This window comes from Roseicitreum antarcticum (assembly GCF_014681765.1).
In the GTDB taxonomy this organism is placed as follows: domain Bacteria; phylum Pseudomonadota; class Alphaproteobacteria; order Rhodobacterales; family Rhodobacteraceae; genus Roseicitreum; species Roseicitreum antarcticum.
The window spans coordinates 189,772-207,211 of sequence record NZ_CP061498.1; the positions used below are offsets into that span (position 1 = coordinate 189,772).

Below are 17,440 nucleotides of genomic sequence, written 5' to 3' on the forward strand. Positions count from 1 at the left end.
GTCTGGAGCCTAGCTCCCGCGCGCTTTGCGGCGCAGTAGCCAGACGAAGAACACCCCTCCCACAAGCCCAGTGACGATGCCGATGGGAATATCCTCGGGGCGCACAAGGGTGCGGGCGGCAATGTCGGCCCAGATCAGGAACACCGCCCCCGCCAGCATCGACGCGGGCAGCACACGGGCATTATCGCCGCCCACCACCAGCCGGACGATATGCGGGATCATCAGCCCGACAAAGCCGATCACGCCCGAAAACGCCACCATCACCCCGGTGACCATGGCGGCCACGACAAAGACCGTCAGCCGGAAACGCGCCACCGGAATGCCCAGCGTGGCGGCGGTCTCATCCCCGATTGTCATGGCGTTGAGCGACCCAGCGACCAGCCGAAGCCAGATCGCCGCGCCCGTCAATACCAGTGCGGGCCAGATCAGATGTACCCATTGCGCCAGCCCGAGGCCGCCCAGCATCCAGAAGACCACAGTATGCGCCGCGCGCGGATCGCCCAGGAAAATCAGCACATTGGCCAGTGACATCACGATGAACGACACCGCAACGCCGGTCAGCACCAGCCGGTCGGCACTGGTGGCCTGCGCGAAACTGGCCACTGCCAGCACCAGAAGCGTCGACGCCAGCGCACCCGCGAAGGCCAGCAGCGGCACCGTCGCCAGCCCCAGGAACATTCCGGTGTGCAAAAGCGCCAGAATGGCACCGAACGCCGCTCCCGAAGAGATCCCCAGCAAATGCGGATCGGCCAGCGGGTTCCGCGTCACCGATTGCAGAACCGCCCCCACCAGCGCCAGCCCCGCGCCCACCAGGGCCGCCAGCAGCGCGCGCGGTAGCCGGATGTCCCAGACGATGGCGGCGCGCCCCATTGTCCAGTCGGGCACGATCAGCCCTTGAGAGATCAGCCAGGGGAACAGTTTCCCCGCGATCACCCCCCAGACCGTGCCGGGCGCGATGCTAACGGCGCCGATGCTGACCGCCGCCGAGATCGAAAGCACCAACACCACCAGCCCCAGCACCCACAGGCCCCGCGATGCTTGCCGCACCTGTCTGGGTCGGCGCGCGGGGGCGGGCGGAACACCGGCATCGCCCGTGGCACGCGTGCGCGGTACTTCCCGGTCGGCGTAGTGCCCGCCGCTTTGGTGCCCGTCACCTTCGTGCCCATGGCTTTGGTGCAGTTTCTCTGGGTACCCGCCGTCGTGCCACGCGCCGTCGTGCCACGCGCCGTCGTGCCATGCGCCGTCGTGCCAGTGCCCGTCTTCCTCTCGGCCTTCTGCTTTGATGCCACCCGTCGCAAGGACGCTTTCGACGGATCCATCCGCCCCGGCTCGTGCTGAAAGGGCGCTGTCCGCTTTCGCCCTTGCTTGCCGCAGCGCGTCTCGTCCCGTCACTTCGGCCTGGGGCAGCACTGAGCGATGCTCGGCGCCGCCGCTGGCGTCCTGTGCGCCGTCAGACAAAGGGCCATCACCTTGGCGTCCGTCAGTACCGGATTTTGGGGCGACCTTCACATCACTGCCCGTGGAAGGCGCGTGCCAGCGTGCGGATGCCGCGGATGTTGCGCGGGCCGGGCGTCGCCTCGACATATTCCAGGACCACGAAACGGTCGTTCACCACTGCGTCGATATGGGCGAAGGCGGGGTTGCTGCGCAGGAAGGCGATCTTTTCGTCCGCCGTCACCTCGCCGTAGTTGACGATGATGATGACCTCGGGATCGCGTTCCACCACAGGTTCCCATGCCACGCGGGTCCAACTGCTTTGCACGTCGTCCATGATGTTGCGCCCGCCCGCGGCCTCGATCATCGCGGTGGGCATGGCAAAGCGCCCGGCGGTGAAGGGCGTATCCTCGCCGCTGTCATAGACGAAGACGCGCAGCGGGTCGCCATCGGGGATGGTTGCTGCCACCGCTGCCAGTTCCGCCTGCCAGCCGTCGATCAGTGTCTCGGCCCGGTCGGGCACGTCAAAGATCGTGGCCAGATTGCGGATGTCGGTGAACAGGTCGTCCACGGCAGCCTGGTCGCGGTCCATGATGTGGCTGCAGCTTTCGGTCAGCTCATACACTGCGATACCATAAGGCGCGAGGGTGTCGGGCGTCACCTCGCCCCCAACGCGCATCCCGTAGTTCCAGCCGGCGAACCAGAAGTCGGCATCCGCGCCCACCAGCACCTCGCGCGACGGGTAGCGCGCCGCGAGCTCCGGCAATTCCGCCACGCCCGCGCGCATTTCTTCGTCCAGCGTCTTCCAGCCCGATATGCCGGTATAGCCCACCATGCGGTCGGTCAGTCCCAGCACCAGCATCATCTCGGTCAGGTTCACATCGTGCGATACCGCGCGGGCGGGGGCCGCGTCAAACGTCACCTCGCGGTCGCAGCTTTGCACCGTGACGGGATAGGCGAGTGCAGGGGTGGCGCAGGCCAGCGTCGAAAGCACGAAGGGAAGGGCGATCGGACGCGCACGCGGAAGGGTTGGGGGGGTCATGCGTGGGTCTCCTGTTGCATGTCATCAAAGAGCGAGAAGTCGAAACGGCTATGGCCGCGCGGCATGGCCCGCACCCCGAAAGCGCGTGCGACCAGATCGGGGGTGAGCACCTCGGCCACCGGGCCGAAGGCCAGCGCCTTGCCGCCTGCCAGCACCAGCAGGTCATCGGCAAAGCCCTGCACCAGGTTTAGGTCGTGCAGCGAGGCCACGACCGTCGCGCCCAGCCCGCGTACCAGTCGCAGCACCTCCAGCTGGTGGCGGATGTCCAGATGGTTCGTTGGTTCATCCAGCACGATCAGTCCGGGCTGTTGCGCCAGCGCACGTCCGACCATGACGCGTTGCCGTTCGCCGCCCGACAACGTTCCGAACGGGCGGTCGGCAAAGTCGTGCAGTCCCAGCCGGTCCAGCGCGTGGTCCACCAGATGCGCGTCATGGGCCGAAGGCCCGGCAAAGCTGCGCCGGTGCGGCGCGCGGCCAAGGGCCACGATCTCGGCCACGCTGAGCGCGAAATCGGTGGGTTGTTCTTGCAGCACCGCTGCGACCCGCTGGGCGACGCGGCGCGCGGGCAGGCGGTGAATATCGGCACCATCCACAAGCACGCGCCCGGATTGGGGTTGGTTGAAGCGGTAGATCAGCCGCAGCAGCGTTGATTTGCCCGCGCCATTCGCGCCCAGCACGCCCAGCACCCGGCCGGGGTTTAGCGTCAAGCTAACGGGATGCAGGATGCCGCTGCCCCAAGCTACGCGGTCAAGTTCCAGCGCGGCGGGGGCCGGATCGGGGCAGTTCATGGCGCGGTCTCCGTCAGCAGGGTCAGCCGGGACGCGGGAAAGAGGCCTGCCAGTTGTACGGCCGCAGCCCTGATGGCATGCGGCGTCGGGACGCTGCAGGTTCTCTCCAGCGGACAGGTCAGGCGGATGCGGGGATCAGGCGCGTGCTGCATCACTGCCACCTATCCCTGCGGAAAGGTCGCATGCGATCTGTACAGCCCGCACGCAGGCGTAGGTCTCAGCCATGACTTCCTCCTCCGGGGCACCCCGCCCGGTTTCAAGTTGCACAAGTGATGGCAGGTCTCCTGGCTCGCGGCTGTCATTTTCCTCCGCCTTCCCGGGCTGTCAGGCCCAGTGGCTACCGGAGGTCATGCCGCTTACAGTTGCGGGGGCAGCACCGGAATTGGGGTTTGGCCCCGCACCGGTTTCCCTATTCTCCCGGCTTTCACCGGGCACCATCAGATTTGGGCGTACAGAGCGGCCTGCGGCTTGTCAATATCCGGCAGCGGGTCGGCGTGCTGCGCTCAAGGGTCGGTTGTCGAGGTGATTTGCCGATTTTTTGGACAATTGCCGATGGAATGATCTGTGCCTTGACGCACCGTCGGCCCTGTAGGAGGCGCTTCGTGGGCCTAAAGTGCTGCAAAAACAGCGGTTTTTCGTCCGGATTGGCGGGCGCGCGGCCTTTGGGCGTGTTCTTGACAGGCGTGCGTCGAGGTGTATGACGAATTTTAAAATTTCTCATACTTTGGGTCATTGTGCCGGGATGATGCTGCGATGCCCCACAGCCCGCTGTATGTGCGACTGCCGATCCTGACTGTCCTTTCGTCGTCTCGACTGCCCCAATGGAGTGTCCCATGAAAACCGCCCGCTGGTCCCTTGCGCCCCTGGCCTTTACCGTCGCCGGCGCCCTTGCTGCGCCCGGTGCGCTTGGCGCAAGCACTTTGACAGTCTTCGCCAATGGCGAGGAATTGGCGACGCAAGGCTTTACCGCGCCGCAAACCACCCGCGACGGCTGGACCCTGTCCTTCACGCGCATCCTGGCGACCTTCGGTCAGATCACCGCATGGCAGACGGATGCGCCCTTCATGGCCGATGGGCCAGAGATCACCGGCGCGGCGCTACTGGTGGCGGGCCGATTCACCGTCGATCTGACCGATGCCGACAACCGCGTGGCGCTGGCCACCGCCCCCGCTGAGCCGGGCCATTACAACGCGCTGTCCTGGGCGCTGACGCCCGCGATGGACGGCCCGGCGGCAGGCTTCTCGCTGCTGCTGGAAGGTGTCGCGCGCAAAGGTGGCACTGAGGTTCCGTTCACCCTGCGCAGCGCTGACCGAGTGTTGCATGCCTGCGGCGAATACCTGGGCGACGCGCGCAAGGGGTTTGTCGATGACGATTCCGGCGCCGATCTGGAGATCACGCTGCATCTGGACCATCTGTTCGGCCGGGGCGACCGGGGCGCCGCCGATCCCATGAACATTGCTGCGCGGGGATTTGATCCCTTCGCAGGCGGCGGGGTGCAGGAATTCACGCTGGCCGGCCTGCATCTGGGCCATGTTGGCGAAGGCCATTGCCATGTCAGCGCAGAGTAAACCGCAGGCTCCGCGTCCGGCAGGTGGTCCGGGCGTTGGGCCAACCGTTGGCGGAACCGGAAGCCCCACCCGGGGTCGCCGCGCCAGGAAGTGTGCCGCGCGGGCGTCTTGGGCTGTGTCTTGGCGCGCAGGCCTATGCCTTGTCGCGTTTGGGACGGCCACCCCTGCGATGCCCCATGCCGCGCATATCGAGGCCGAGGTCGTTCCCACGATCCACCTTCAGGCACGCTATGACACCGGCGGGCCGATGGCGGGCGCTCAGGTCATCATCTACGCGCCCGATGCGCCGGGGGATGTGTGGGCACGGGGGCAAACGGACGATGCAGGCCGGTTCCAGTTCATCCCCGATGCCCTGCCCGGGCGCTGGTCGGTGCAGGTCCGCCAAGCTGGACATGGCGCGATGGTGTATATCGAGACGACGGCAGGTGGGTCTGAGTTGGGTGACGGGGGGCGAGGTGATGCGGTGCCGGTGAGCGTTGGGGCAGGTGACTCGATTGCGCGCGAGGTAGGGGCAGATGCTGCAAGGTCGGACGCGGTGGCTCTGATCGACGCGGGCTCTGATGAAGCCGTGGAGGCGCATTCAGGCTCTGGCAACGTGATGTGGGATCAGACGGGGGCGGGCATTTTGGGGGCAGGTCAATCCGCAGCATGGCAGCCCACTACAACCCAGGCCGCCACAACTCAGCCGATAGCAACTCAGGGCGGGTCGGGTCTTTTCGACGCGGACGGCGCAGCCTCGGTCATCATCACGGCCAACCCCTCTGGTGGCTGGCTCCAACGCGGCGTCATGATCTTGCTGGTCGCCTGGGGGGCGCTGGGAACCGTGCTGTTCCTTCGCAGCAGGGCGCTGCATGGCGCGGCCCCCGGCCGCACACTGCATGGGGGTGGGCCGGATGCATCTGCCTGATGGCATCGTTCCGGTCGGTCTCGCGCTGGCGGGCTATGCCGCCACCGGCCTTCTGACTGCCTTTGCGTTGTCGCGCATCCGGCGGCTGCCTGATCCGCGCGCAGCCGTGCCCCGCGCGGCGATGCTGACCACGGTGTTCTTTGCGGGCTCGCTGGTGGCGATCCCGGTGCCGCCCGCGTCGGTCCACCTGCTGCTGGTGGGGATGATGGGCGTGAGTCTGGGCTGGTTCGCGGTCCCTGCCATTATGGTCGGTCTGTTCTTGCAGGCGGTGCTGTTTGGCCATGGTGGGGTAACGACGCTGGGCCTGAACGGGCTGATCTTCGGCCTACCGGCCTTGCTGGCCTTTGGTATCTGGCATCTGGCTGGGCGGCGGCGGCCAGATTTGGCCGCGCTGATGGCGGGCGGCGGCGCCGTGGCGCTGGCGCTGGCGCTGTTCGCCACGCTGGTGCTGGCGGGGCTGCCCGCCACGCTGGACGCGGGGGCCGAGCGGCTGGCCCTGCGCGCGCTGGCGCTGGCACATCTGCCGCTCATACTGGTCGAGGGGGTTATCGTGCTGGCCCTCGTGCGGGTCCTGCGCCGCGTCGCCCCCGGGCTGGCCCCCCATGGCTGACGCGTGGGACAGCCCCGCCAAAGGCATCTCTCCCGCCGGGTGCAAGGGGCAGGGCGGGATCTTGCGCGCCTGCTTTCCCGCCGACAGACCCGCCGACCTTTGCCCGCCGGACGATGATCCGCGAGAGGTTGACCCCACAAACGCTGGTCCAATGGATGCTGATCCCCGTATCACTGGCCCCGTATCCTGTGCCGACCTGACACCGTCCTCTGTGTCATCAACTCCCGCCGCCCGGCCCCTCGTCCCCCGCGTTTCAGCGCGCGCGCGGCTGGTAGTGGTGGTCGTGCTGGCTTTCGGTATCGCATCAGTGGAGGGGCTGACGGTCATGCCGCTGATTGCGGCGATTGCGGCTGGGGGGCTCCTCGCCTCGGGGCAGCTACGGCATATCATGGCGCGGATGCGCGGGGCCTTCGCACTGGCGCTCGCGTTCCTGATGGTTCTGCCGCTGGTCGCGGGGCACACGCCCCTCGCGCAGTTGGGTCCCCTGACACTTTACCTGGAAGGCGCGCAGGCGGGCGCGTTGATCGGCGGGCGGCTGCTGGCAATCGTGGCGCTGACCCTTGGGCTGCTGTCGACTCTGCCGGTGTTCCAGCTGGTGGCGGGGTTGCGCGGGCTGGGGCTGCCGCCGCTGATGGCCGATCTGGCCCTTCTGACCCTGCGCTACCTCGATGAGGTGTCGGCCCAGTTGGCTCGGGCAAGGCTGGCGCGGCGGCTGCGCGGTGGGGTCCGGGGCTGGCGGGCGCTGCCCGATCATGCTCTGTTGCTGGCCACGGGGCTGATCCGTGCGCAGGCCCGGTCCGAAGCGCTCTGGGCCGCGATGCGGCTGCGGGGCTACGGTGCGGGTCTGGCGGCGCGTGCGACGCCGCTGGGTCCACGCGATTGGGCGGCCATGCTGGGGGCGGGCGCGGTGGCGGTTGCCCTTGTCGCGCTGGATCGCAGCCTGTGAGCGCGCGGTACCGCGATACCCTGTCGGTTGCTTGGCCGTATGCACCCGCGGTGCTGGCCAGGCCGAACCTGCGCGCGGCAGTCGGCGCCACGCGCCGACGCCACAGTACCATTGCAGCCGATCGGTCGCTACAGTCGGTCGTGCTGGCCCCTCTAAACCCGGACCCCTGTCTATGAGCCTTCTGGATCTCGACTCCCTCTCGGTTGGTTGGCCCCATGCCTCCGCGGTGCTGACTGGGCTGAACCTGCACGTGGCACCCGGCGCGCGGGTCGGCATCGTCGGGCCGAATGGCGCGGGCAAGAGCAGCCTGTTTCACACCATTGCGGGCGTCCTGCCGCCACTGGCGGGCACAGTGCGGCTGCGCGGCGAGCCCCTGCGCCCGGGCGCGTTCCTGCCTGAGGTCGCGCTGGTGTTCCAGCAGGCCGAAGACCAACTGTTTTGCCCGACACTGGCCGAGGATGTGGCCTTTGGCGCGCGCAATCTGGGCCTGCCTGCCCCAGAGGCCGATGCGCGGGTGGCGCGCGCCATCGCCGATTGCGGGTTGGAGGGGCTGGAGAACCGGCCCGTGCACCAGCTTTCGGGCGGCGAAAAGCGGCGCGCCTGTCTGGCCGGTGCACTGGTGATGGCGCCGGCGCTCTTGCTGCTTGATGAGCCGTCAGCCGCACTGGACCTGCGCAACCGCCGTCGACTGATCGCGCTTCTGGCGGGGATGGAGCAGGCGATGCTGATCGCCAGTCATGATCTGGAGATGTTGCTGGAACTGTGTCCCCGCATCATCGTGATCGATCGGGGCCGGATCTGCGCCGACGGCCCGGCGCGTGCGGTGCTGGGCGACGCTGCCCTGATGGCAGCGCACGGGCAGGAAGTGCCACATTCCCTGACGCCGCATCCGCCGTCTGAGCGTCATCACGCACCCTGATTGCGCCGGGGCCGCGCGGCGCTGCCCTTGGCCTCGCGGGGTCTCAGAAGCTGTCGCGGACGTGCAGATGTTCATGCGCGGCGGAACCCTGTCCGTGGTCGTGGGTATGGGCATGACTTTCGACCGGGATCAGGAACAGGTTGCCATGCATCACCCCGCGCTGGCCCAGTACACCATCGGCATAAGCCTGCAACGCGCCGACCGGGCCGCGCAGAATCGCGGTCTCCAGGCAGGTGTCGTGGTCCAGATGAACATGGCTGGTTGTCACGCTGAGGGCATGGTGGTCGTGGTGGTGGTGCATAAGGCGGCTGGCCAGATCGCGGGTGTGGTGGTCGTAGACATAGCTCAGCACACCCATGGCCTCGCCCGTATCCTCGCGCGGCGCGGTGCTGCGCAGGGCGGCGCGCATCAGGTCGCGCACAGCTTCCGAACGGTTGTCATAGCGGCCCGCGCCGACCAGCCGGTCCAATTCTGCACACAGGCCGTCGGGTAGGGTCACGGTTACACGTTGCATCGGCCATCCCTTTCGCTTGATTGCCCTTTTGATACCGCTTTTCCGCAGCCGGGGGACAGGTTTTTTCGCAAATTGCCAGCGGTGCATGCCCTCGCAGGGGGCGGTGATGATGGTGCAGGCTACTTCTGGCGCGTCGGTTTTGGGCCCTAGCTTTGGGCGCATCTGCGTACCGTTTTGCCTGAGGAACGGCGGCAGGGATAGGCGCCCGTGCAGACGTCCGGCAAAACTGGCCTTCCACCTGTGTCGCTGGCTCTTGTCGCAGGCGGGCGTTCCCGCGCGATTTCATGAAGCACGGTCTGTGACCGTGCGCCACCTCGCGGTGGCCCATCCATGGCGCTCGCCCCTTCCATCATCGTCGCGGTCGGGCGTCTGTCCTGAAAATCCCAGCATTTACAATGGAACCAGCCTGCTCAGGTGTACGTTGTACTGTTAAGTCGCCGTAAGACGTGGCGCGATTTTTGCGCAGCGGTGGCACGCATTGACACTCTATGATGCGTTCATATGTCAGTCCTACTGCCCGACGCATGGGTTGAGGAAGTTCAGGTCGGCCCCTTCGGTCTGACCGGAACCACTGCAACGAATGGAGGGAAGGAACTTCAATGACGAATATCTCTTTCAAACTGCCCGCTGGACTGGCCCTCGCAACGGCTGTCGCAGGTGTCGCGCCCATCATGGCGGCGGCAGACAATCACGCGCCGGAGCTGAGTTCGACCACCGTCCTGACCGGGCTGCAAGACCCTTGGGATATGGCCTTTCTGCCCGACGGCACGATGTTTTTCACTGAGAAATGCGAAGGCCTGTCGGTCATGATGCCCGGGGGCGACGTGAACCCGCTGGTCGGCGTGGGCGGTGCCGAGGGCTACCCCGCCAACCAAGAAGATCTTTTCTGTGAAGGGCAGGCCGGGATGAATGGCGTGGCCATCGACCCCAATTTTGCCCAGAACCGTCAGATCTATGTCTACTCGGCCTCGGACATGACCGCGCCGGGCACGAACCGGGTGATGAAGCTCACGGTGAATGAAGGTTTCACCGAAGCCAGTGGCCGCACCGATATTGTCACGGATATTCCCTACAAACCCGAAGCGACCGACCAGCCCTTTGGCGGCCCCGGCGCGCATAACGGTGGGCGGCTGCGCTTTGGGCCAGAAGGTGAATACCTCTATGTGACCACCGGCGATAACCACAATGCCGAGGTTCCGCAAAGCCCTACGATGCTGGGTGGCAAGGTGCTGCGCATTGCCACTGATGGCGAAGCGGCTGAAGGCAACAACCCGCCCGAAGGTTTTGACCCGCGCATCTTCACCTACGGTCATCGCAACGTGCAGGGCCTCACTTTCCACCCCGAAACCGGCCAGCCGATCACGGCGGAACACGGGCCTTGGCACTCGGATGAGATTACGGCGCTGGAAGCGGGCGCCAATGCTGGCTGGGATCCCCGGCCCAACACGGCCGGGCGCAGTGATTGCCCCGATGGCTATTGCGGGTATGAGCCGCAGCAGATGGAGGGCATGGACCCCGAAGAGCGGCGCCAATACATGCCGATGACGGATCTGGAAACCTATCCCGATGCGATGCCCCCTGCTTGGGACAACAACGCCCTGTCGCAAGGCATGACCTCGGTGGAGTTCCTGACCGGCGATCAATGGGGCGCTTGGGAAGGCCATCTGGTCGCAGGCTTTATGGGCATCGGCTTTGGCGGCACGCCCGTTGGTCAGCGGATCGACGTGATCGACATTGCTGACGATGGCCTGTCGGTGAATGACGTGACCGAGATGTCGCTGCCGATGGAAGCAGGCCGCTTCCGGTCGCTGGTTCAGGCCCCCGATGGCAGCCTGTATGCCGCGATCGACGAGGGCACGATCTACCGCATCACGCCCGAGTGATCTGGCGCCAGCCGCGTTGCCTGCTGGCAGCGCGGCTGTAGCTTTCGCCGCGATGCTCTCGTCTGACCGGGGGCCATGCCTGCCCGGTCAGGCGCATGTTTTGGGGCCACCCCAGATGCCCCGCAACCACGAATGGGTGCGCTTGCCGCTCCGGATGCCGGGGCGGGGCATTTGTGCGACGTTGCGTCAGCGGTCAAAGGCCAACCTTTGGCCGCGTCACCCGTCCGGCGGGCCCGGCAAGGGCCACCTTTCATTAGGTCAGCCGGCGTGGCAGCCGGAACAAACCACACCACCCGGGCGGCGGCACGCAGGTGGCAACGATGGACACAAGGCCACTTGGCTGACCAGCGTGGCTGCCGACCAAAACCGACAAAGGAAGTTTAAAATGAAATTGATTACCGGCACCCTCATGGCGCTTGCGCTGGCAACCCCTGCCGTGGCGCAGGATACGTTGGCCGTCGGCGTGGCGCAGAGCGATACGCTTGGCCCCTACCTCACCGGGTCAGACGGCCGCCCGGTCTACCGCCTTGCCCCCGATACGCAGGCTGACGACACTGCGGCGCGGGCCACCTGCACCAGTGAAGACTGCCTTCAGGTCTGGCCCCAGGTGGCCACCGGGGCGTCTGACACCCCGGTAACGGCGGGCGACGGGGTCGATGCTGACCTGCTGACCACCCGTGACGGCGATGCGCCGCAGACGGTGACCTACAATGGCTGGCCGCTGCACTATTTCGTGGGTGATGCCGGGACGGACGCGCCGCAAGGCCAGAAAATCACCTCGTTCGGGGGCGACTGGCAGTTGGTGGCACCCGATGTTGATGCAGCGCCGCAGGACACGGCTGCGCCCGAGGGCGCCACCGCATCGCAGGGCGCTTCCGGCGATGCCAGTGCTGGCGGCCAGATGTTCGCCCGCAACTGTGCCCAGTGTCACGGGCGTGACGGGGCGGGCACTTCCAGCTTTCCGTCGCTAATCGGCAAGGATGCCGCCTTCGTCACCGACCGTCTGGAAACCTACCGCGCGGGAGAGCGTGTGGGTCCGAACTCAGGCCTGATGTATGGCGTCGCGCGGCGTCTTTCGGATACCGATATCGCCAATTTGGCGGCGTACATCTCGACCGAACTGAACTGAGGCCGGGTGACTGGCCCCAAGATCACGCCGCCGGTGCTCCCGGCGGCGTTTTCGTCATGACGGGGGGCAGGATGGGCGGCGGTATGCCGCCCGGCAGCGCGTCGCAGGTTACTGCAGCGCTGCTGCGACGGCTGCCTTCAGCCCGGTTGTCGGGCGACCGAGCAGGCGCGACAGGGTTTTGCTGTCATCTTCCAACCAGCCTTCATGCGCCTTCAGATCCACATCGACCAACACTTGCGCAAAGCCTGCGGGCAGGCCGAAGCCTTCCAGAATACCCTGATACACATCACCGGGCAGGTTGTTGTAGGGCAGGTCGCGGCCCGTTTGGCGCGAAACTTCGGCGGCGAGCTCGGCCAAGGTGAATCCCTCATTCCCGCCTAACTCATAGGTCTGACCCGTGTGGGTGGCGTCGGCAGTGGCGATGGCCAGCGCCTCGGCATAGTCGCGCCGCGTGGCGGGGCTGAAGCGCGCGTCGCCCGCCGCCCCGATCAGCGCACCGGCCTCTAGCGCACCGTCCAGCGTGGCGGTCCAGTTTTCGGTGTACCAGCCATTGCGCATGATGGTGGCATTCAGCCCGGATGCGGCGATCAGCGCTTCTGTGTCGCGGTGATCGTGTGCGATCAGCATGGGCGAGCGGTCAGCCTTCAGGATCGAGGTATAGAGGATGCGCGTCACCCCCGCAGCTTTCGCGGCCTCGATCACATTGCGGTGCTGGCCCACACGGTCGTTGAAATCACTTGATGAAATCAGCGCCAGCGTCCGCACGCCGGCCAGCGCGGCGGTCATCGTATCGGGGCGGGTATAATCGAACGCCCGGGCGCTCACGCTCAGGTCGGCGATCTTCGCCGGATCGCGGGCGAGGGCGACGATGCCCGCCGGGTCGGTCAGGGTTTTGAGATGGTTGATGGCAAGGCGGCCCAACTTGCCGCTGGCGCCGGTGATGGCGATGGTCATGGCATGCTCCTGTCGTTTTGTTGACAGGAGGGCAGATAACAGCTTACTTACGAAAAAGAAGTACCAACATTTTTGTAAGTATGGGATAAAGGATGCCTGATGATTTGGGTGCCGGGGATACTGGCGGGCGTGAAGCCTCCGACGTGCTGCCCTGCAATGGCAACGATATGACCCCCGATGTGCTGAGTGAGAAATGCCCCTCCCGCGCAGTGCTGAGCCATGTGACCAGCCGCTGGGGCGTTCTGGTGCTGATCGCGTTGCAGGACGGCACGCTTCGCTTCAGCGCGCTGCGCCGCCGCATCGGTGGGGTGTCGGAACGCATGTTGACCCAGACAGTGCGTGTGCTGGAAGCTGACGGTTTCATCCGTCGCACCGCGCATCAGGTGGTCCCGCCGCATGTGGATTATGACCTGACCCCGATGGGGCAGGAGGTGGCGCAGAAAGTGCGTGCGCTGGCCGAGTGTATCGAGGGTAATCTGGATCGTATCCTTCAGGCCGGGGCGGCAGACGCCGCCGCCCCGGTTCAGACCGCGCGTGCCCTTGACTAGGCCTCAGCGCTCGCCGGCCAGAAATTCCAACACCATGGCGGCGGTCCAGGTGAATTGCCCGCCGCCCAAGCCTTCGCCGTCCAGCGGATCGTAATACTCGGCAAAGCCGCTTTGATGGATCAGTTCCAGGCTGGAAGCGGTGACCTGATCTGCCGCCTCCTTCTGCCCGGCCCGGGCAAGGCCATCGGCGATCATGTAGTTCACCACCAGCCAGACCGGCCCGCGCCAGTAGCGCTTCGCGTCGAACCCGGGCGTGCCGGGCGCGTGGCTGGCAACGCGGTAGCGGGTGGGCTGCGCGTCTATCGTCGCGGCAATCGTTGCTGCATGATCGGCCGGGATCGGCGCGAACACAGTCAGCAACCCGCCTGATGATGGGCTGTCGATCAGCTGGCCCGTGCCCCGGTCCAGGCACAGATACTGCCCATGTGCCTCCGACCACAGGGCGGGAAGGGCGGCCAGCCCGGCCTCGGCCATGGTACGGTTCTGCGCGGCCAGATCATCCTCGCCCATCGCTGCGGCCACGTCGGCCAGATCGAGGCAGGATCTGATCAGGATCGCGTTGAACCCGGGGTCCACGACCTGAAACGGCGAGGCATCGTGCAGCAGGTCGGTCTGCCAGTTCAGCTTGCGGAAGCGTTCAACCAGCCAGATATAGCGGTCATACTGATCTTTCGTCGGCCGGTGTGCGGGGTTGGCGTGCTGGGTGTCACGCCGGGTGTAGGGCGCAATGCCGTCGGTGGGTACGCGCTGGAAGGGAATATCCCAATCCACCGAATTGTCGCGCCCCGATTCCCACGGATGGATGATCGCCACCAGCCCTGTGTCGCCAGGGTCGCGGGTGGCATGGAACCAGCGGTGCCAGGCGGTGATCTGTGCCACGAGCGGGCGGGCGCGGTCGCGCAGGTCGGGCGCACCGTCCAGCAGGCGTCGCAGCGCGAAACCTGCCACCGGCGGTTGGGTTATGCCGCTGGTGGGCACGGGGCGGCGGCAGTCCCAGACATCAGGCCCGGGGAAATACCCGTCATCCAACTGATGAAACACGATATGCGGCACCATCCCACAGGGCCATTGATGGGCAAAAAGCGTCTCAATCTCGGTCAGGGCACGGGGCGCGTCGAAATGGCGCTGGCCAAGGGCGGTCAGGCACGAATCCCAGTTCCACTGAAACGGGTAAAGCCCGCTTGTCGGCACGGTATAGCTGCCCCGGTCGTTGATTTTCAGAATGTCGATGGCGGCGGTGCGCTGCGCGTCTGTCATGCGATGGCCTTTTGTGTTTCAGGGTCAAACCAGCGGATACGGTCGGGGGTGGGGGCGAGGGTGATAACCTCACCGGGCGAGGTGGGGCGGTCGCTTTCCAGAATCGCACGGAAAGGCTGGCCCGCCACATCTGCGGTAATCAGCGTGTGCGGGCCAAGGGGTTCGACCACCCGCACCTCGGCGCGCAGGCCGGTTTCGGCGGGGTGCAGGTCTTCGGGGCGGATGGCGAATTCGGCTTTCGCCACGCCGGGGCCGTCAAAGCGCTGTCCCGCAACATTCCAGCCGCCCGCGCCATCGGGCTGCGCGGGTAGGAAATTCATCGGTGGGTTGCCGATGAAACTGCCCACGAAGCGCGCGGCGGGGTTGCGATATACCTCGGTCGGGCGGTCGGATTGTACGATGCGTCCGCCATTCATCACGCTGATCTTGTCGGCCAGCGACATTGCCTCGACCTGGTCGTGGGTAACATAGATCGTCGTGGTCTTGCTTTCGGCCAGCACGCCCTTCAATTCGGCACGCATTTCCAGCCGCAACAGCGCGTCGAGGTTTGACAGCGGCTCATCCATCAAGATCACATCGGGTTCCATCGCCAGCGCGCGCGCCACGGCGACCCGCTGCCGCTGCCCGCCCGACAATTCGCCTGAATAGCGTTTCAGCAATTGCTCGATATGCATCAGCTCGGCGGTGCGGGTCACGCGGCGCGTCACCTCGGCCTGCGGGACCTTCGCCATGCGCAGCCCGAAGGCGATGTTTTCAAACACCGTCAGATGCGGAAAGACCGCGTAGTTCTGGAACACCATGGCGATGCCGCGATGGCGGGGCGGCAGATGGTCCACCCGGCGCCCACCGATCCAGACTTCGCCCTCGCTGGGTGTCTCCAGCCCCGCGATGATGCGCAAGAGCGTTGTCTTGCCGCAGCCCGAGGCGCCCAGCAGCACCATGAATTCCTGATCGGCAATCGTCAGATCCACCGAATGCAGCGCAGTAAAGGTATCAAAGCGTTTCGCGACGCCCTTGATGACGATTTCGGCCATGAGAGCCCTCCTTAACGATTGGCGATGCCCCACATCGCGAACAGATATTTGCGCACGGCAAAGATGAAGATCAGAGCTGGCAAAACCAGCGCCGCGCCGCCCGCAAATTTCAGAGGCAGCGGTGAGACATTGAGCGATTGCAACAAGAACGCGGTCAGCGTGCGGTTTTCGATCGTCAGGACCGCCGCGGCGAAAACCTCGTTCCACGAGATGACGAAAGCAAAGACCGCGCTGGCCGCGATCCCGGGCAGGGCCAGCGGCAGCACTACCTTGATGAAGGCTTGAAGCCGCGTGCAGCCCAGGGTCCATGCGGCCTCTTCCAGCTCTGCCGGAATGCCCGAGAACAGCGAATAGGTAATCAACACCGCAAACGGCAATGCCAGCATGGCATGCACCAGCGCCAGCCCCAGCACCGTGTCGTCCAGCCCGGTGCGGATGAACATCACCGCCAGCGGCAGCGCCAGCAGCGGCAACGGGAAGGCGCGGGTCATGATAACCAGCACGCGGAAGAATTCCTTGCCCGGAAAGTCGAAGCGCGACAGCGCATAACCCGCCGGTGCCCCCATGCCGATGGACAGGATCATCGTCAGTGTCGCAACCTTGACCGAGTTCCACAGCGCATTGGTCACACCCTGGAAGTTCCAGAAGAACGCAACCGATTCCATGTCGAAACTGGGCCAGAAGCGTTTGGGAAAGCCTGTGACCTCGGAAGGAGAAGACAGCGCGTTGACGAACAGGAACCAGATCGGCACCAGCACCCACAGGACCAGCAGCGCAATGCCCGCGCCAAACAAGAGCCGCCCGGCGCGATGGACAGCCTGACGGTTGGGGCCGGAATGCACCACCGGCTGGGTGGGCTCATTGCCAGAGGGGGAGAGATCGCTCATACCCGGGCTCCTTTCGGGACATGCAACAGCCGCAGCACGATCAGCGAAAACGCGACCGACAGCCCGAGAATGACCATGGCATACGCCGCCGCCACGCCCCGGTCTTGCAACTGGAACTGCCATTGGAAGGTCTCGCCCATCAGCACGGGCAGGGTGGTGCCCCCAAGGGCCACGACCACGGCAAACACCTCGAACGCCATCAGGATGCGCAAGATCAGTGCGGTTTGCAGGCTGGGGCGCAGCATCGGCAGGGTGACGCGGGTGAAGCGCTGCCAGCGCGAGGCGCCAAAGACCTCTGCGGCCTCGTTATATTCCTTGGGGATCAGGCCCAGCCCGGCGACAAGGATCACCATCATGATCGCCGTGGCGCGCCATATCTCGGCCAGACAGACGGCCAGAAAGATCACCCAGACGCTTTGATAGCCGAGGAAAAGCTGCGGCCGGTCGATGATGCCAAAGCTGTGCAAGATGGAATTGAGAAAGCCCGATTGCTCGAATATCGCCAGCCAGATCAGCCCGGCGGCCAGATCGGAAATGCCCAGCGGAATGGCGAAGATATACAGAAGCGCCGAGCGCCCTGTCTTCAGCTTCTGCACGACCGAAGCCATGGTCAGCGCCATGACCAACTGCACCGGCACCACGATGGCCGTAAGCCAGATCGTGTTCCAGACCGCCTGGCCGAATTTCCAGTGGTCGGTCATGCGGGTGAAATTCCCCGTCGTCCACGCACCGTCGCGGGTCATGCTTTCGACCACGACCAGCCCGAAGGGATAGAAGAAAAACACCAGCAGAAATGCCGAGGCTGGCAGCAGCAGCAGATAGGGCAAGGCCCGGGGCATCGCGCCTCCTTTCGGCGGGGATCTGGGCGCCCCCGCGCTGTTTCATTCGTGTTGGCGGGTACGCGCGAAGCGGCAGCCCCACAGACACTTCTGTACCGGTGGGCAGGCGCGCCCCGCAGCCATTTTCGACAAAGGGGGGCCATGGCCCCGCATGCCATTGCGCTGCGGGGCCACCTTTTTT

Annotated in this window: 17 protein-coding genes and 1 riboswitch; of the genes, 8 read left to right on the forward strand and 9 right to left on the reverse strand. The window is 65.7% G+C overall.

What is annotated here, in order from left to right:
* Positions 1-9 precede the first annotated feature (9 nt).
* The 3 genes from H9529_RS00895 to H9529_RS00905 form a co-directional block, all read right to left on the reverse strand.
* Entirely contained in the window at positions 10-1,047 is a 1,038-nt protein-coding gene (locus tag H9529_RS00895; protein WP_223814393.1) for a FecCD family ABC transporter permease, read from the reverse strand.
* A gap of 463 nt (positions 1,048-1,510) precedes the next feature.
* Positions 1,511-2,476, reverse strand: a complete 966-nt coding sequence (locus H9529_RS00900) for an ABC transporter substrate-binding protein (RefSeq protein ID WP_092885671.1) — start codon at positions 2,474-2,476, stop codon at positions 1,511-1,513.
* A complete protein-coding gene (locus H9529_RS00905) occupies positions 2,473-3,264 on the reverse strand; it encodes an ABC transporter ATP-binding protein (protein ID WP_092885674.1) in 792 nt (263 codons plus the stop codon). The genes H9529_RS00900 and H9529_RS00905 overlap by 4 nt, the downstream gene beginning before the upstream one ends.
* Before the next feature lie 257 nt (positions 3,265-3,521).
* Positions 3,522-3,718: riboswitch (cobalamin riboswitch) on the reverse strand.
* 379 nt (positions 3,719-4,097) lie between these two features.
* Between H9529_RS00905 and H9529_RS00910 the strand changes: the two genes are divergently transcribed.
* The 5 genes from H9529_RS00910 (at position 4,098) to H9529_RS00930 (ending at position 8,214) form a co-directional block, all read left to right on the forward strand.
* Positions 4,098-4,832, forward strand: a complete 735-nt coding sequence (locus tag H9529_RS00910) for a hypothetical protein (protein WP_092885676.1) — start codon at positions 4,098-4,100, stop codon at positions 4,830-4,832.
* Positions 4,833-5,001: 169 nt separating this feature from the next.
* Positions 5,002-5,739, forward strand: coding sequence for a carboxypeptidase-like regulatory domain-containing protein (locus H9529_RS00915; protein ID WP_092885678.1), 738 nt, complete (start codon positions 5,002-5,004; stop codon positions 5,737-5,739).
* Complete coding sequence (gene cbiM, locus H9529_RS00920; protein WP_092886249.1) at positions 5,726-6,349, forward strand: cobalt transporter CbiM; 624 nt, start codon at positions 5,726-5,728, stop codon at positions 6,347-6,349. The genes H9529_RS00915 and cbiM overlap by 14 nt, the downstream gene beginning before the upstream one ends.
* 151 nt (positions 6,350-6,500) lie before the next feature.
* Positions 6,501-7,295 (forward strand): energy-coupling factor transporter transmembrane component T family protein, encoded by a 795-nt coding sequence (locus H9529_RS00925; protein ID WP_223814251.1) that lies wholly within the window; start codon positions 6,501-6,503, stop codon positions 7,293-7,295.
* Positions 7,296-7,467: 172 nt separating this feature from the next.
* Positions 7,468-8,214 (forward strand): energy-coupling factor ABC transporter ATP-binding protein, encoded by a 747-nt coding sequence (locus H9529_RS00930; RefSeq protein ID WP_092885682.1) that lies wholly within the window; start codon positions 7,468-7,470, stop codon positions 8,212-8,214.
* A gap of 43 nt (positions 8,215-8,257) precedes the next feature.
* On the opposite strand, the gene nikR is transcribed toward H9529_RS00930, so the two are convergent.
* Entirely contained in the window at positions 8,258-8,728 is a 471-nt protein-coding gene (gene nikR / locus H9529_RS00935; protein WP_092886251.1) for a nickel-responsive transcriptional regulator NikR, read from the reverse strand.
* Positions 8,729-9,327: 599 nt separating this feature from the next.
* On the opposite strand from nikR, the gene H9529_RS00940 reads away from it, so the two are divergent.
* Together H9529_RS00940 and H9529_RS00945 are read left to right on the forward strand one after the other, a co-directional pair.
* Entirely contained in the window at positions 9,328-10,611 is a 1,284-nt protein-coding gene (locus tag H9529_RS00940) for a PQQ-dependent sugar dehydrogenase (RefSeq protein WP_092885684.1), read from the forward strand.
* A 385-nt stretch (positions 10,612-10,996) separates the two neighbouring features.
* The gene (locus H9529_RS00945; RefSeq protein WP_223814252.1) at positions 10,997-11,740 is read left to right on the forward strand and encodes a c-type cytochrome; all 744 of its coding nucleotides are present in this window, start codon (positions 10,997-10,999) and stop codon (positions 11,738-11,740) included.
* A gap of 108 nt (positions 11,741-11,848) precedes the next feature.
* Here the strand turns inward: H9529_RS00945 and H9529_RS00950 are convergent, their stop codons facing one another.
* The gene (locus H9529_RS00950) at positions 11,849-12,694 is read right to left on the reverse strand and encodes an SDR family oxidoreductase (RefSeq protein ID WP_092885686.1); all 846 of its coding nucleotides are present in this window, start codon (positions 12,692-12,694) and stop codon (positions 11,849-11,851) included.
* 167 nt (positions 12,695-12,861) lie between these two features.
* Here H9529_RS00950 and H9529_RS00955 point away from each other — a divergent pair, with 167 nt between their 5' ends.
* Entirely contained in the window at positions 12,862-13,242 is a 381-nt protein-coding gene (locus H9529_RS00955; protein ID WP_092886255.1) for a winged helix-turn-helix transcriptional regulator, read from the forward strand.
* A 3-nt stretch (positions 13,243-13,245) separates the two neighbouring features.
* Here the strand turns inward: H9529_RS00955 and H9529_RS00960 are convergent, their stop codons facing one another.
* The 4 genes from H9529_RS00960 to H9529_RS00975 are packed head-to-tail and all read right to left on the reverse strand — an operon-like array spanning position 13,246 to position 17,259.
* A complete protein-coding gene (locus H9529_RS00960) occupies positions 13,246-14,499 on the reverse strand; it encodes an MGH1-like glycoside hydrolase domain-containing protein (protein ID WP_092885688.1) in 1,254 nt (417 codons plus the stop codon).
* The gene (locus tag H9529_RS00965) at positions 14,496-15,533 is read right to left on the reverse strand and encodes an ABC transporter ATP-binding protein (RefSeq protein ID WP_092885690.1); all 1,038 of its coding nucleotides are present in this window, start codon (positions 15,531-15,533) and stop codon (positions 14,496-14,498) included. Before H9529_RS00965 ends, H9529_RS00960 begins: the two co-directional genes overlap by 4 nt.
* 11 nt (positions 15,534-15,544) lie before the next feature.
* Positions 15,545-16,420 (reverse strand): carbohydrate ABC transporter permease, encoded by an 876-nt coding sequence (locus H9529_RS00970; protein ID WP_092885692.1) that lies wholly within the window; start codon positions 16,418-16,420, stop codon positions 15,545-15,547.
* Entirely contained in the window at positions 16,417-17,259 is an 843-nt protein-coding gene (locus H9529_RS00975) for a carbohydrate ABC transporter permease (protein ID WP_092885694.1), read from the reverse strand. Before H9529_RS00975 ends, H9529_RS00970 begins: the two co-directional genes overlap by 4 nt.
* Positions 17,260-17,440 lie beyond the last annotated feature (181 nt).

Excerpts from the sequence above, each read along its gene's own strand:
- H9529_RS00930 (WP_092885682.1), top strand. The coding sequence starts at position 7,468 with ATGAGCCTTCTGGATCTCGACTCCCTCTCGGTTGGTTGGCCCCATGCC.
- H9529_RS00905 (WP_092885674.1), bottom strand. The coding sequence starts at position 3,264 with ATGAACTGCCCCGATCCGGCCCCCGCCGCGCTGGAACTTGACCGCGTA.
- H9529_RS00960 (WP_092885688.1), bottom strand. The coding sequence starts at position 14,499 with ATGACAGACGCGCAGCGCACCGCCGCCATCGACATTCTGAAAATCAAC.
- H9529_RS00910 (WP_092885676.1), top strand. The coding sequence starts at position 4,098 with ATGAAAACCGCCCGCTGGTCCCTTGCGCCCCTGGCCTTTACCGTCGCC.
- nikR (WP_092886251.1), bottom strand. The coding sequence starts at position 8,728 with ATGCAACGTGTAACCGTGACCCTACCCGACGGCCTGTGTGCAGAATTG.
- H9529_RS00965 (WP_092885690.1), bottom strand. The coding sequence starts at position 15,533 with ATGGCCGAAATCGTCATCAAGGGCGTCGCGAAACGCTTTGATACCTTT.
- H9529_RS00955 (WP_092886255.1), top strand. The coding sequence starts at position 12,862 with ATGACCCCCGATGTGCTGAGTGAGAAATGCCCCTCCCGCGCAGTGCTG.
- H9529_RS00945 (WP_223814252.1), top strand. The coding sequence starts at position 10,997 with ATGAAATTGATTACCGGCACCCTCATGGCGCTTGCGCTGGCAACCCCT.
- cbiM (WP_092886249.1), top strand. The coding sequence starts at position 5,726 with ATGCATCTGCCTGATGGCATCGTTCCGGTCGGTCTCGCGCTGGCGGGC.
- H9529_RS00925 (WP_223814251.1), top strand. The coding sequence starts at position 6,501 with ATGGATGCTGATCCCCGTATCACTGGCCCCGTATCCTGTGCCGACCTG.
- H9529_RS00970 (WP_092885692.1), bottom strand. The coding sequence starts at position 16,420 with ATGAGCGATCTCTCCCCCTCTGGCAATGAGCCCACCCAGCCGGTGGTG.
- H9529_RS00915 (WP_092885678.1), top strand. The coding sequence starts at position 5,002 with ATGCCCCATGCCGCGCATATCGAGGCCGAGGTCGTTCCCACGATCCAC.
- H9529_RS00975 (WP_092885694.1), bottom strand. The coding sequence starts at position 17,259 with ATGCCCCGGGCCTTGCCCTATCTGCTGCTGCTGCCAGCCTCGGCATTT.
- H9529_RS00950 (WP_092885686.1), bottom strand. The coding sequence starts at position 12,694 with ATGACCATCGCCATCACCGGCGCCAGCGGCAAGTTGGGCCGCCTTGCC.
- H9529_RS00940 (WP_092885684.1), top strand. The coding sequence starts at position 9,328 with ATGACGAATATCTCTTTCAAACTGCCCGCTGGACTGGCCCTCGCAACG.
- H9529_RS00900 (WP_092885671.1), bottom strand. The coding sequence starts at position 2,476 with ATGACCCCCCCAACCCTTCCGCGTGCGCGTCCGATCGCCCTTCCCTTC.